The sequence below is a fragment of the Vibrio sp. R10-SG3-ISO10 genome, from assembly GCF_059834185.1.
In genome coordinates, this window is sequence record NZ_JCBDHG010000001.1 from 66,043 (window position 1) to 79,973 (window position 13,931).

General features: G+C 42.6%; 14 protein-coding genes. 12 read left to right on the forward strand and 2 right to left on the reverse strand.

Features of this window, described 5'->3' with window-relative positions; all coding sequences use genetic code 11:
- The first annotated feature begins 30 nt into the window (after positions 1 to 30).
- The 4 genes from nirB to cobA all read left to right on the forward strand — a co-directional run bounded on the left by nirB (position 31) and on the right by cobA (position 4,938).
- Positions 31 to 2,589 carry a nitrite reductase large subunit NirB gene (gene nirB, locus AC6R16_RS00265; RefSeq protein WP_494504951.1) on the forward strand — a complete coding sequence of 853 codons (2,559 nt, stop codon included), beginning with the start codon at positions 31 to 33 and terminating at the stop codon, positions 2,587 to 2,589.
- 14 nt (positions 2,590 to 2,603) lie between these two features.
- On the forward strand, positions 2,604 to 2,927 hold the full coding sequence (nirD, locus tag AC6R16_RS00270; protein WP_005473845.1) for a nitrite reductase small subunit NirD: 324 nt from the start codon (positions 2,604 to 2,606) through the stop codon (positions 2,925 to 2,927).
- Positions 2,928 to 3,190: 263 nt separating this feature from the next.
- Positions 3,191 to 4,039: a formate/nitrite transporter family protein gene (locus AC6R16_RS00275; protein WP_494504952.1), complete on the forward strand. Its 849-nt coding sequence runs from the start codon at positions 3,191 to 3,193 to the stop codon at positions 4,037 to 4,039.
- A gap of 140 nt (positions 4,040 to 4,179) precedes the next feature.
- Positions 4,180 to 4,938, forward strand: a complete 759-nt coding sequence (gene cobA / locus AC6R16_RS00280; protein ID WP_500673168.1) for a uroporphyrinogen-III C-methyltransferase — start codon at positions 4,180 to 4,182, stop codon at positions 4,936 to 4,938.
- A 34-nt stretch (positions 4,939 to 4,972) separates the two neighbouring features.
- Here the strand turns inward: cobA and AC6R16_RS00285 are convergent, their stop codons facing one another.
- Positions 4,973 to 5,857 (reverse strand): LysR substrate-binding domain-containing protein, encoded by an 885-nt coding sequence (locus AC6R16_RS00285; RefSeq protein WP_500673169.1) that lies wholly within the window; start codon positions 5,855 to 5,857, stop codon positions 4,973 to 4,975.
- A gap of 112 nt (positions 5,858 to 5,969) precedes the next feature.
- On the opposite strand from AC6R16_RS00285, the gene AC6R16_RS00290 reads away from it, so the two are divergent.
- From AC6R16_RS00290 to AC6R16_RS00305, 4 genes are all read left to right on the forward strand, one after another.
- The gene (locus tag AC6R16_RS00290) at positions 5,970 to 6,341 is read left to right on the forward strand and encodes a DoxX family protein (protein WP_500673170.1); all 372 of its coding nucleotides are present in this window, start codon (positions 5,970 to 5,972) and stop codon (positions 6,339 to 6,341) included.
- Between the two features lie 34 nt (positions 6,342 to 6,375).
- Positions 6,376 to 6,852 (forward strand): LabA-like NYN domain-containing protein, encoded by a 477-nt coding sequence (locus tag AC6R16_RS00295; RefSeq protein ID WP_500673171.1) that lies wholly within the window; start codon positions 6,376 to 6,378, stop codon positions 6,850 to 6,852.
- Between the two features lie 93 nt (positions 6,853 to 6,945).
- Positions 6,946 to 7,845: a hypothetical protein gene (locus tag AC6R16_RS00300; RefSeq protein WP_500673172.1), complete on the forward strand. Its 900-nt coding sequence runs from the start codon at positions 6,946 to 6,948 to the stop codon at positions 7,843 to 7,845.
- Between the two features lie 293 nt (positions 7,846 to 8,138).
- A complete protein-coding gene (locus AC6R16_RS00305; RefSeq protein ID WP_239853654.1) occupies positions 8,139 to 8,321 on the forward strand; it encodes a hypothetical protein in 183 nt (60 codons plus the stop codon).
- Between the two features lie 79 nt (positions 8,322 to 8,400).
- On the opposite strand, the gene AC6R16_RS00310 is transcribed toward AC6R16_RS00305, so the two are convergent.
- Positions 8,401 to 8,595: a DUF2986 domain-containing protein gene (locus tag AC6R16_RS00310; RefSeq protein ID WP_500673173.1), complete on the reverse strand. Its 195-nt coding sequence runs from the start codon at positions 8,593 to 8,595 to the stop codon at positions 8,401 to 8,403.
- A 257-nt stretch (positions 8,596 to 8,852) separates the two neighbouring features.
- Between AC6R16_RS00310 and AC6R16_RS00315 the strand changes: the two genes are divergently transcribed.
- The 4 genes from AC6R16_RS00315 to AC6R16_RS00330 all read left to right on the forward strand — a co-directional run bounded on the left by AC6R16_RS00315 (position 8,853) and on the right by AC6R16_RS00330 (position 13,784).
- A complete protein-coding gene (locus tag AC6R16_RS00315) occupies positions 8,853 to 10,121 on the forward strand; it encodes an Lcl C-terminal domain-containing protein (protein ID WP_500673174.1) in 1,269 nt (422 codons plus the stop codon).
- Between the two features lie 380 nt (positions 10,122 to 10,501).
- The gene (locus AC6R16_RS00320; RefSeq protein WP_500673175.1) at positions 10,502 to 11,749 is read left to right on the forward strand and encodes a DUF3440 domain-containing protein; all 1,248 of its coding nucleotides are present in this window, start codon (positions 10,502 to 10,504) and stop codon (positions 11,747 to 11,749) included.
- Positions 11,739 to 12,356 carry an IbrB-like domain-containing protein gene (locus AC6R16_RS00325; protein WP_004745173.1) on the forward strand — a complete coding sequence of 206 codons (618 nt, stop codon included), beginning with the start codon at positions 11,739 to 11,741 and terminating at the stop codon, positions 12,354 to 12,356. Before AC6R16_RS00320 ends, AC6R16_RS00325 begins: the two co-directional genes overlap by 11 nt.
- 165 nt (positions 12,357 to 12,521) lie before the next feature.
- The gene (locus tag AC6R16_RS00330) at positions 12,522 to 13,784 is read left to right on the forward strand and encodes an aromatic amino acid transporter (protein ID WP_500673176.1); all 1,263 of its coding nucleotides are present in this window, start codon (positions 12,522 to 12,524) and stop codon (positions 13,782 to 13,784) included.
- The last annotated feature ends 147 nt before the right edge of the window (positions 13,785 to 13,931 follow it).

Here is a 13,931-nt window from a genome sequence, read left to right on the forward strand (position 1 = left end):
AGATAAAGAACCTAACCCTTAGGAAGTATTATGAGCAAGTTGAAGCTGGTTGTTATCGGTAACGGTATGGTAGGACACCGTTACATTGAAGACCTAGTAGAGAAGGCAGATGCATCCCAGTATGACATTACTGTTTTCTGTGAAGAACCGCGTGTCGCTTATGACCGTGTCCACCTTTCTTCTTACTTTTCTCACCACACAGCGGACGAGTTATCTTTGGTTAAAGAAGGTTTCTACGACAAGCACGGTGTGAACATGTTGATTGGTGAACGTGCAATTAACGTTAACCGTGAGAAACGCATTGTCCATTCTAGTACTGGTCGTGAAATTCAATACGACAAGCTGATTATGGCGACTGGCTCATTCCCATTTGTCCCACCTATCAAGGGCCGTGAAAGTAAAGACTGCTTTGTTTACCGTACTATCGAAGATCTAAAAGCGATCGAAGCGTGTGCGAAGAAGAGTAAAGTCGGCGTGGTTATCGGCGGCGGTCTACTTGGTCTCGAAGCGGCAGGTGCACTGAAAGCGCTCGGCGTAGAAACTCACGTAGTTGAATTTGCACCAAAACTGATGGCTGAACAGCTAGACCAAGCGGGTGGTAATCAATTACGCCAAAAAATCGAGAGCATGGGTGTTAAGGTTCACACCAGCAAAAATACACTTGAAATCGCTCCTGAGGGTAAAGAAGCACGTAACGTTATGCGTTTTGCAGACGGTACTGAACTAGAAACAGACTTCATCGTGTTCTCTGCGGGTATTCGTCCTCAAGACAAGCTTGCTCGTGACATGCAATTAGACGTTGCTCCACGCGGTGGTATCGCTATTAACGATTTCTGTCAGACTTCTGATGAGAACATCTATGCGATTGGTGAGTGTGCTTCTTGGAACGAAACCTTCTACGGACTAGTTGCTCCTGGTTACAAGATGGCAACCGTCGCTGTTGACCATATTGTTGGTAACGACAGCAAATTCGAAGGTGCTGACATGTCTGCCAAGCTTAAGCTGCTAGGTGTGAAAGTTGGCTCTATCGGTGATGCTAACGGTCGTACTCCTGGTTGTAAGAGCTACGTTTACCAGAACGAAGAGCAGGAAGTATACAAACGCTTAATCGTATCTGAAGATAATAAGAAGCTTCTTGGTGCGGTAATGGTCGGTGATACCTCTGACTACGGTGATCTGCTTCAGCTTATGCTCAATGAAATTGATCTACCAGAGCACCCAGATGCACTTATACTGCCAGCTCATGCGGGTGCAGAAAAACCAACATTGGGCGCAGATGCTCTGCCTGATTCTGCGGTTATTTGTTCTTGTTTTGACGTAACAAAAGGCAAAATCGCTGAAGCGGTAGCGCAAGGTCACCACACGATTGGTGACATCAAAGCAGTGACTGGAGCTGGTACTGGTTGTGGAGGGTGTATCCCACTTGTCACGTCAGTACTAAACGCTGAACTTGAAAAAGCAGGCGTTGAAGTAAAAGCAGACGTTTGTGAGCACTTTGCTTACTCCCGCCAAGAGCTTTTCCATCTAGTACGTATTGGCGAGATCAAATCGTATGAAGAATTGCTTGAGAAACACGGTAAAGGTTATGGCTGTGAAGTGTGTAAACCACTAGCAGGTTCTATCCTTGCGTCATGCTGGGGTGACCATATCCTGAAGCCATCTCTGGTTAAACTGCACGATACCAACGATAACTTCCTAGGTAACATGCAAAAAGATGGTACGTACTCTGTTATTCCACGTATGGCTGGTGGTGAAGTAACGCCACAAGCACTTGCAGCACTTGCAGATGTTGCTGCGGAATACAACCTGTACACCAAGATTACAGGTGCACAACGTATCGGTCTATTTGGGGCACAGAAAGATGACCTTCCTGCAATCTGGAAGAAGTTAATCGAAGCGGGTTATGAAACGGGTCAGGCTTATGCGAAAGCACTGCGTATGGCTAAGACGTGTGTCGGCTCTACTTGGTGTCGTTACGGCGTTCAAGATTCAGTTGGCCTTGGCGTGATGATCGAGAACCGTTACAAAGGCATTCGTACTCCTCATAAGATGAAGTTTGGTGTGTCTGGTTGTACTCGTGAGTGTGCAGAAGCGCAAGGTAAAGACTTGGGTATTATCGCAACAGACGCGGGTTGGAACATGTACGTGTGTGGTAACGGTGGTATGAAGCCTCGCCATGCAACATTACTGGCTGGCGACCTAGACCAAGAAACACTGATCAAATACATCGACCGTTTCATGATGTTCTACATCCGTACGGCTGCGCCACTACAGCGCACATCAGTATGGTTTGAAAACCTAGAAGGCGGTATTGATTACCTACGTGAAGTGATCATTGAAGACAAGTTAGGCATTAATGACCAACTTGAAACAGACGTAGCGAAATTGGTTGAAGAGTATCGCTGTGAGTGGACTGACACAATTAACGATGAAACTCAGCTTAAGCGTTTTGCACACTTCGTGAACTCTGATGAGCGTGACGACAACGTTATGTTCGTGACAGATGGCCGTGAGCAACATCGCCCGGCAACATTCACTGAAAAACATCCTGAAGCTAAAGGCGACATCCTTCACGTAGAAGTGGTTTAAGGGGAGAAGAAATCATGGCATTTACAAAAGTTTGCAACATCGAAGACATCATCCCAGGCACTGGCGTAGTCGCACTATTTGAGGGTGAGCAAGTGGCTATCTTCCGCCCACGAGCAACTGAAGAAGTCTTTGCAATCAACAATATGGACCCATTTTTTCAGTCAAATGTACTGTCACGTGGCCTGATTGTTGAGCACGATGAGCAATTATGGGTAGCAAGCCCACTTAAGAAGCAACGCTTTAACCTAGCAACAGGTGCATGTATGGAAGATGAGCGCATGAGCGTGAAGTCGTACAAAGCACGTGTTGCAAAGGGCAAAGTGGAGATAGCGGCTTAAATTCCCGTTTAAAATGTAGTTTTATAGCCAAAATAGTTGTTGCTGCAGCTAGGCGACAAGCCGATTCATCCCTATGAGCATAGGTGTTTTATGTGATTAGGGTGAAGAGGCGCAGGCAACAACGCTGCGGCAACAAATATGAAGGCTATGGAGATTTAATAGCTTAAAGGTTCGCTGTTTCTCAATTGGGGAACGGAGGAACAGCGAGTCTTTCACTATTCGATTTTAACTTTTAACTTTCAATTTTGGATAAGGACACATTCATGTCTACAGACTTTAAACCTGCTGAGTTCGTGCAAACTATGATTAACGTTGGCGAAGCAAAGACGAAAACAAGCGCTCGTGATCTGCTTCTTCGTGGCACAATGGCTGGTATCATCTTATCGCTTGCAGTGGTTGTTGCAATTACAACAATCGTACAAACGGGTGTCGGTGTTGTCGGTGCGTTAGTCTTCCCAGTTGGCTTCGTTATTCTATCTGTGATGGGCTATGACTTGGTAACCGGTGTATTTGGTCTAGCGCCACTGGCAAAATTTGAAGGTCGTCCTGGCATTACTTGGAACCGCATTTTCCGTTGTTGGGGTCTTGTTGGCCTAGGTAACCTTATCGGTTCTTTGATTGTTGCTTACCTAGTAGCAATCTCACTAACAGGTAACTTTTCTCTAGAACTTAACGCAGTTGCGAAGAAGTTCATCGCGGTTTCTACTGCACGTAGCCTAGGCTTCGAAAACATGGGTATGGACGGATGGATTACCTGTTTCGTGCGCGGTATCTTCTGTAACCTAATGGTTTGTCTAGGTGTGATTGGTAACATGACGGCACGTACGGTTGCTGGTCGCGTAGCAATGATGTGGTTCCCAATCTTCATCTTCTTTGCACTGGTCTTTGAGCACACAGTAGTAAACATGTTCCTATTCCCACTAGGCATGATTCTAGGCGCTGATTTTGGGATTGCGACTTGGTTGAACTTCAACCTTATCCCAACCATCCTTGGTAACATCGTTGGTGGTTTGATCATGACATGTATTCCGCTATACCTGACTCACGCAAAAACAGCGCCTTCTCTAAGCGATGAAGAAGAAGTTAATGCGAAACCAGCACTAGCGAAATAATGATTTACAGCCCCACGTTGTCACGTGGGGCTCCTAACCATCAAATACAGTCTTGATTTGAATATAAAAAGTAGTCATTCACTTTACGTAGCCGTTGAGTACTACTCTTTATATCCAAATTTACGTTGATAGGCATAGCTATGAGCATGACTCCAATCTCTCCATCAAACCTTGGTTTTGTTTCATTAGTTGGTGCTGGGCCAGGCGATCCAGACCTACTAACAGTCAAAGGCTATCGAGTGATTCAACAAGCAGAAGTTGTGGTCTATGACCGCTTGGTCTCTCCAGAGATTCTGGCGTTAGCCAATAGCGATGCCGAAATGATTTACGTGGGGAAAAAGTTAGATTTCCACTGTGTTCCTCAAGGGCAAATTAATCAGATTCTGGTTGAGAAAGCGCAGCAAGGCAAAAAGGTTGTCCGTCTAAAAGGCGGAGATTCGTTCATTTTTGGTCGTGGCGGAGAAGAGCTAGAAGAGCTTGCCGAACATGGCATTCGCTTTGAAGTTGTTCCGGGTATCACCGCCGCTGCGGGTGCGACGGCTTATGCGGGGATCCCATTAACGCATCGCGATCACGCGCAAAGTGTTCAATTCATTACGGGTCATGTGCAGAAAGATGGCCGTGAAATTGAATGGCACTCTTTAGCTCAGTCTAATAACACACTCGTGTTCTACATGGGCTTAAAGCAAAGCGGTTACATCACCGAAAAATTGTTGGAAACTGGGCTAGATTCGAATATGTCGTGCGCCATTATTGAAAATGGAACCCGACGTGAACAAAGGGTATTTACAGGGGCGCTGAAAGAGTTGCCAAACATGGCGAAAGAGGCAGTGAGCCCTGCGTTAATTGTTGTCGGTAGCGTGACGTCTTTGCACGATAAGTTGAAGTGGTTTAGTTAATCATCGAAAGCAGGTTTACTTGAATATGACTCACTTACTTGGCTTCTCTTTGTTGAAAATAGTCGGCTAGAAAGTCGATGAATGCACGAATTCGATAGGGGGTATGCTCTGTTGATTTGTAAACCGCGTACATAGGCAAAATAGCCTTCGGAAGTTGACTAAAAAGCTCTATAAGCTGACCTGAATCGACGTAGTCTTGCACCATCCATTTTGGTAAATAGGTGATACCATTACCAAGAAGTGCGATTTTCAATAGCATATCTGGTGAGTCACTGGAGAATACCTCATTCACTTCATATTTTTCTCCTTCTAACAGCCAATGGTTGGAGGGGGAAATTAATGAATAAGTAAGGCATCGATGAAGTTGCAAATCTTCAGGTAGCTTCGGTGAACCGTATATCGAAACATAGTCAGGTGTCGCGAAAATACCCGCCTGATGGTCTAACAGTTTACGTGCTTTTAGATTTGAATCCTCAAGGTGCTTTGCTCGAATCGCAATATCTGTTTCTGTTTGATAAAGATCTACAAATCTATCATTTACTGATACGTTTACAGTAACGGCTGGGTGAGACTCCATAAATTTTGCTATTGGTTCAGCTAATTGCATTGTTGCAAATGCTGAAGGTGACGAAAGCAACAACCTACCACTTACTGCAGTTAACTCGTTTCTAAGCCGTGATTCAGTGACCGACATCTCTTCAAGCAAGCGGGATGAATAGTCAAAGTATTGCTTACCTTGCTCTGTGAGCTTGACGTTCCGTGATGTTCGATGAAATAGCGTTAACTTTAAGCTATGTTCTAGCCACGCGACCTTTTTGCTTACAGAGCTTTGTGTTGTGTTTAGGTTCATGGCAGCAATGGTGAAGCTCTCATCTCGTGCAACTTGGCAAAACACGTTTAGGCAGTCAAATTTGTTCATTTATCTATTCTTATTTTGAATACATACCATGCTGATTCTAGTATTTATTAGTTGTATTGGGAATGAATATACTGGTGGTCACAGAAAGCTTATTCAAACAAGGTTCAATGATATGACAGTTATTTCTTTGCTACTCGCTGTGTTTTTTACTTTCGCAAGCTCAATCAAACTGTTTGGTTGGCACAAGTTTATTTATGAAACCCAACTAAGGTTTTTTCAAAAATATGGACTAAATAGGAACGCAATGTTCGCAGTAGGGATAGTAGAGTTCTCTTCTGCAATTGCTCTGATTACCTCGATTTATCTAATGAGCTCCGTTTTAAGCATTTTAGGAGCAATAGGTATTGCTCTAACATCTATCGGGGCCATCTTTTTCCATGCTAGATTTGATACATTTAAGGATGCCATTCCCGCAATTTTAACGTTACTGCTATCCTCTGCGTTAATCATTGGGAGGAAAGCTGAAATCCTACCGTGGTTCTGATACAGTCTCGGCGTCGAAACTAAGGTAATCAATCATGGAAAAAATCGCGATTTTTGTCGATGTTCAGAACATCTATTACACCACTAGAGATAAGTATCGAGCGAATTTTGATTACAACCAGTTTTGGTACGTCGCGACAGAAGGCCAGCAAGTCGTAGAGGCCAATGCTTACGCGATTGCCTCTCATGATCCTAAGCAGCGTCAATTTCACCATATCCTGCGTGGTATCGGCTTCAACGTTAAGCTTAAGCCTTATATTCAGCGACATGATGGTAGCTCAAAAGGAGACTGGGACGTAGGGATTGCCTTAGACGTCTATGAAGCGGCATCAAAGGTTGATCGTGTCATACTCCTCTCTGGTGATGGAGATTTTGAACTGCTAGTCGACCGAATTCAAAAACGCTTCGGGACGAAAGTAGATGTCTACGGTGTCCCTCGTCTGACTGCGCAATCCTTAATTGATGTGTGCGATAGGTACATCCCAGTAGAAGAGTCACTGCTGCTAAAATAAGCAGTAGACGGCACATGAGTAAATCAGCCGCTCAATTTCTCAGTTGCATATGATAAGGTAGTTCCGCTTTTTTCGTATGGAGCCTAGTCTTAGATGTTTAATACAGTTGAAGATGTCGATATTGAGGTATCAGAAGATAAAATCCAGCTTCTGGATGAGCTTCTAAGTGATATTGACGCAGAAATGGCATTGTCTATGTCTAGTGCTCGACGTGCTCAGGGTATGCCTTTTAGTGAACTACAGCAGCGTATAGAGGGGCTCAACGCTTCAACGCTAAAACGTTATATGCAACAGAGCTACCGTTCAATTAGACCAATTCATGTTGTAGCGGCGCTGTCATGGATAATGATGGTTCCGATGACTAGTTTTTACCATGCCGTCAAAATTCGAGAATCGTACCGTGGCATGGATGACAAAGGTATTGAAGCTCTATTTTGTATAGGTCGCTTGCCCGAAAAGCAGTTTGAACTTTACTTAGATCTCATTACATCGCTAATGGAACCCCAAAAAAGAGAAGATTTTTCGCTCTTAAGGTGTCAAACAGCGGCTTTAGTCGACCCAAATATACACTACGATGATCTCTTTGCTCCCAGAGTGTTAGATTTGAATGCTTTTGCCATTGATTACTATCGATCAATTGCAATTACCGTTAAGCGTTTTAGGCAAGAGCATAATATTTCGTTGCAAATAATGTCCCGTGTGCTGGGGCTGTCAGAGAAACAGTATCTACAGTTGGAGGATGTTTATAAAGTAAGAGATTACTCGATTGCGATAGGCTTTAGAGTAAAACTTGGTTTTAATTTGAGTTCACATGTCAACTTCACGAGCGAAATGAGACAGTTTCCCGAGTTCCATCAACTGCGACAAGTGCAGCATGTGCGCGATACTTTGATGATTGAGGCTCTAAGAAACCTAGATGGAGAACGGAAAATCCGAGCGGTAGAAATACTGTCTCCATTATCAAAAATATACTCAAAAAACGTGACATTATAACGTTGACTGAATAATTTAAAATCAATTTACACACTCTATTGATCTTTAATTTTCCTATTAATATCCTTTGTTAGGCTTAACGAATATAGTTTTGTTGCGTCAATACGTTACGAAGCATCATATTTTAACATCTGCTAATTGCTGTTTAAGGCTTGGAATCGATTTGCTACTTGGCAAAAGCCTTTAAACAAGTATCAAGCAAATAATTATATAAAGACTCACTCTAAGTATCAGTCAATAAATAGATACGGCTGAGTAAAAGAGGGTGGCACAGTGCTATGGCTAGGAAGATAATGGATAATAGAATACAGCAACATCTGGCAGACGCAGACCAGCCAGTTAAAGATTTCATGGCAGAGTTACTAGAGACTCTGGGTAAGCAGGTCTCAGAAAACCAAGATCCCAAATTAGATCTGAGTTACTTTGGTGCAAAGTTAGAAATTAAGTTGGTTTCGTTTGAAGGTAGTTACGATTAAATAACCGCCGAATATAAAAAGCGCCAGTTGAGGTTAACTCGGCTGGCGCTTTTTGCGTTTGTTTATGGAGTAAAGCTAGTTACTTATCATTGCTCTCAGGTTGCTCTTCTGCTACTTCAGTAGCTTCAACCTGCTGCTGGTTCTGCTCTTCTTCCTCCATTTTCGCTCGCTCTGCTTTAGAGATGTAGCGAGGCTTGTTGCTCTTGTGCAACTTAGAATTCATCTTTTTTTGCTTGGCTTTCAGGATCTGGTTGATCTTCTTTTTACGGTTCATGGGTTGCTCAGTAACAGTTGGAACTCTTAGGAAGCGCATCCTATCAAATAATCTTAATACTTGCACTCTGCAGAACTCTCTAGAGCTTATAAAATTATTAATGATAAATTATTTTTTAAGTGCATGATTTATATGATTTAAAATTAATAAATTAAAACCAATTAGTCGTTTGTTGCACACCGCTTAAATATTCTCGCCTCACTTGCTCAGATTTCTGAACAAGCACATATATGTAAAGTCACAGGTGGGAATTAAATATGAGCATTACTAACCCTCAAATAGACAATAAAAACAAAGCTATACAAGTTCGTCGATCAATACTGTTGGCGTGCGGTTTAAGCTTGATGATAGGTCTTTCCGGTTGTAGTGATAGTGGGGAGCTTACTCAGGCAGATACCGGAGGTACACAAGATACGTCTACAGGGACGACCGATAATCAAGATAATACAAACCAAGAAACAGGAGATAGTCCTGCAACAGAAGGGAACTCTCCATCTAATGAAGCAGGAGGAAGCGTTGACCAGGGAGAGTCTGAAAGTCCAGATAATGGCGATAGCGGAAGTGCTGGTTCAGATGGTGGCTCTAGTAGCGGTGATTCGAGCGAAGACAGTACGCCTACGGATACATCTAAATTGCATGTAAAGTTTACTCGACCAGCCCCAGTCGCAAACTCAGCACCACATATACAACGACAATATCAGGAGTTATCCGGTCGATTGTTTCAGCTAGAGGTATATACCATTGATGATGAGCTCAACTTGCAAGATGTCACGACAGAAGTCACTTGGAATACGATTTCAGAAGAGTGTAATGGCGATCCATGTTACACATTAAATTCTGACGGGAAACTGGTCGCTGGTGCGAAAGGCAAGTTTAGTGTTCAAGCTGAGTACAATGGTTTGCTATCTTCAGTAGTTAATCTTGAAACGCCAAGAAAATTAGAAACTTGTGGTGTTGAAGGTAATGCCGACAAAGCGCACCGTACAGAACAGTGTTTGCATATTATCGTCGGTAACTCTGGTGATGCTGATGGTAAATGGTTTACTGAACCACCAAGATCGCAGGTCATGTCGTACATGTGGTATTCATTTGACGATAAAATGTATAACTCTGGATATACGCATTCAGGCTTTACCACCGACGGAGGTAGTGGTACCAACCAGTTCGCTCAGATGAGAAACGATGGCTACGACCAGAGTATCAAGGATGCTGGTGGGACAGTTGATGAAGGTCAGTATGGTCAACATGAACGCTACTGTGCGGACTTATCGGCTATTAAGTTTAATGGTAGAGATAACTGGCGTAAACCAACGCTAGATGAGTTAACTGAGCTTTCAACGATGTCCATAGGACCAACTTACGACTGGCCTATATATGGTTCTTACTCGTCAGGTATGCCACATATGAGGGGTGATGCAAAAGGGGGCCTTCACTACGTAAGTGTCGTCATGTCAACAGGCCAAAACATAAGTTTGTTACCTGAGAAAGAAACGTATCCGACTTGCCTATCTGTACCAGTACCCTAGAAAAAAGGTGGGGTGGCCCTTGCCACCCCAAAACACAGCGAAGTGAAGTATAGCTATAAGTAGCTAGTATGTTGGAAAGTGAAGTTGTGAAGTAAAAACCTAGCCAATGTTTGAGACGTCGGAGTGAGCAAAGAATTCACTTCACCCGTTTAACATACAATGCCATTCGAGTGAAAGGGTAGTAAATTAATCATTACTTATATCTCATTGCTTTTGTTCTATGTTAAATAATAATTAATGAATAAAAACATAATATTAAGTCTTTTAGCCTTTAGAAGGCTTATCGTTGATTCAATCCTGAATATCACAGCCCACTAAATTTAGATTGCCTATTTTCGAAAGCATAAACCTAGTTTCATTAACTAAATGAGGAAAGGAATATGGTTCGGCAACGAAGTCGTAAAAAGTCTCTGCTCGGTAAAGATGTCATGCTCGCAGCGCAAGAGCGGATTTCATATATCTATGACCATTTTGAACACCTCTATGTCTCCTTCTCGGGTGGAAAGGATTCAGGAGTGTTACTTAATCTTGCCATTGAAGAAGCGGAGCGCAGAGACCGACTGCCAGTTGACACATTAATTGTTGATTTTGAAGCTCAATATAAGGAAACCGAAGGATTTATAGAGCGTATGGTCGCGACCAATAAGATTCGCCCATACTGGATCTGCCTACCTATTGGTTTGCGCAATTCGGTATCTCAGTTCGAGCCCAAGTGGGTGTGTTGGGACGAAAGGAAAAAGGTGAATTGGGTGCGTAAACTGCCTGATGTGTTTGGGGTATTTAACGACCCAAACGAGCTCCCTTTTTTCTACCCTGGAATGGAGTTTGAGGATTTTGTGTTTGATTTCGCGCACTGGTATCAACAACAAAAACAAACAAAGATTGCAGTGCTAATTGGCTTAAGAGCTGATGAATCCTTGAATCGCTACAACACAATTAAAAATCAATATAAAGACAAATTCCATCATTTACCGTGGACGACGAAAATGCAGCAAGACGTCTACATGGCTTACCCTATATACGATTGGAAAACGCGAGATATCTGGATTGCGAATGGTCGTAGGCAATGGGATTACAACAAAGTCTACGATCTGATGCACAAAGCTGGTGTCTCTATTTCTCAGCAGCGCCTTTGCCAACCGTTTGGCGATGAACAGCGCAAAGGGCTCTGGCTCTATCAGATTCTAGAGCCCGACACTTGGCAAAAGCTGGTTGATCGCGTTGAAGGGTGTAACTTCGGCGCGAGGTATTCGAAAGAGCAGGGACGTATTGTTGGTTACTATCGTTTTAAACTGCCTCCCGGGTTTACCTATCGTCAATATAGTAAACATTTACTCAGTACTATGCCTCCGCATGTCGAGAAGCATTACCGTGAGCGGATCTATAAATTTCTTCAATGGTGGCGCCGCAACGGACACCATAAAGGGATTCGACGTATTCCTGATTTCGCCGATTCTAAGTTAGAGGCAAAAAAACAAGTCCCGAGTTGGAGGAGGATATGCAAAGTTCTGATAAAGAATGACTATTGGTGCAGAGGACTTTCATTTGGCTACAACAAAGCGGTTGCTCAGCAATACCATTCTTTGTACAACGATTATGTCGGACATGGAGGCTTTTATGGAAAGTAAGTTTGTTATGTCACTGCTTAGTTCAGATGGGTTAAAAGACGTTGGGCATCTGGATGCTTCTGTCGCTTTATATAATCAAGTTACCCACTTATTGTGTAAATTGAACCCAAATCTCCCCCCAGTTTGCAATGTACAGATGCTGAAATTAGAGATGATATCGGCAAACCACTACAATCCAAACAAGATGGCCTCACCAGAAAATCGGTTACTTAAACATTCTATTCAACAAGATGGCCTAACAATGCCGGTTATCGTAAATCAAATCTCGGGTTGTGACCAATACGTGTTAATTGATGGATTCCATCGATTCGAATTGATCAAATCAAACTCAGAGTTACAACCTATATCAGGATACGTCCCTGCGATTGTGATGAATAAATCTGAAGAAAAGAGTATGTCAACTTCAGTACGACACAATGTCGCTCGTGGAACACATCAGGTCGAGTTAACCGCGAACCTTGTTATGCAATTAAGAGAATTAGAGTGGAGTAACGAGAAAATATGTCGTGAACTTGGCATGGATCGCGATGAGGTATTACGAATGCAGCAAGTGACAGGCTTAGCAGCTGCATTTAAAGATCAAGACTTTTCAGAGGCTTGGGAGTAAAGATAATATTTTATAATTCGTAGAATGTTAATTTAAAACTAATTATTAAATTATTGTAATAATTGGCGCTAGGGTTACGACTCTGGCGCTTTTTTATACGTTAAAAGATTATATTTAGCAAAAAGAGCGATTGGTAAACCCTATAAATATAAAGGTCTATTACATATGGATAATGTGAAACAGAATCATTCTCTAACGACAAAATCGCCTTCGACTCTTGGTGGGTCGTGCATCATTGCATGCGTGTGTGTTGGAGCAGGAATGCTTGGTTTACCAAGTGCAGGTGCAGGTGCGTGGATAGCATGGACCTTGCTTATATTGGCGATGACCATGCTAATAATGACACTAAGTGGATGCTTTCTATTGGAAGTGTTAAAATACTATCCCTATAAATCATCTTTTGATTCGATAACAACGGATCTGTTAGGTAAACCAATCAGCTGCTTCAACAACATAATGATCTATTTTGTTGGGGGCATTTTGCTTTATGCCTATATAACTTCATCGGGCCTAATAATAAATCAGTACATGGGATTAAACCCTAAGCTTGCTTCTATTTTGTTTGTCGCTGTATTTTCTTTTTTTGTCTGGCATTCAACTCGGGTTGTTGACAAGTTTTCAATTGTTTTAATGTTGTTTATGGTCGCTAGCTTCGTGTTTGGTATTACGGGTCTAGTGCTTAACATCGACCTGAGTGAAATGTGGAGAGATGTCAATTTGGAGCAAAGTAAGTTTATGTTTGCTTTGGTTCCTGTGGCATTAGCCTCGTTTGGTTATCATCATACCGTATCGACCATGCGGGATTACTACATGGATGAACGGAAAGCGCAAAAGGCAATTGTTGGAGGTACGACAATTGCCTTTTTTATTTATGCAGTTTGGCTGGTAAGTATCTATGGCAATCTACCAAGAATGCACTTTGGCGAAATAATTGAAAAGGACGGTGATATCAATGTCTTACTCAGCAGCTTAAGTGGTGTAATACCGACAGACTTTGTTTCTAATGTCATTAGTGCTTTCTCTGCAGCTGCAATTCTATCGAGTTTCGTTGGTGTCGGGCTTGGGGTATTCGATTTTTTAGCGGACGTTTTCAATTTTAAAGATAACAAGAGAGGTCGATTAAAAACTTGGTCAGTGACCTTTTTACCACCACTCATATTTTCATTGTTACTCCCCTTTGGCTTTCTCGTCGCAATTGGTTTTGCGGCATCAGCAGCGGCGATTTGGGCATGCATCATCCCAGCATTGTTAGTCCGAAAATCTAGGCAAAGCAATCTGAATAAGGCAGACAATTTGCTTTCTAGCCACAACGACTACAGAGCCATTGGAGGAAAGTGGTCGCTTGTTGTCGTTGGAGTGTTTGGTGTCAGTGTCATCACCATTCATATCATGACCTTAACGGATTCATTGCCCAAGTTTTTAGGCTAATGGGACTCTAAGGTGAAGTCGAAGTGATCATAAAACCGGTATTACTTCGACCTTTTTGTCTTCGTCGCGATTTTGATTCAGTTTCTGTTGCAGAAATGGGATGGCGAATACGCTAGAATTACTCTCATGTTAGTCATGCAATGCTTT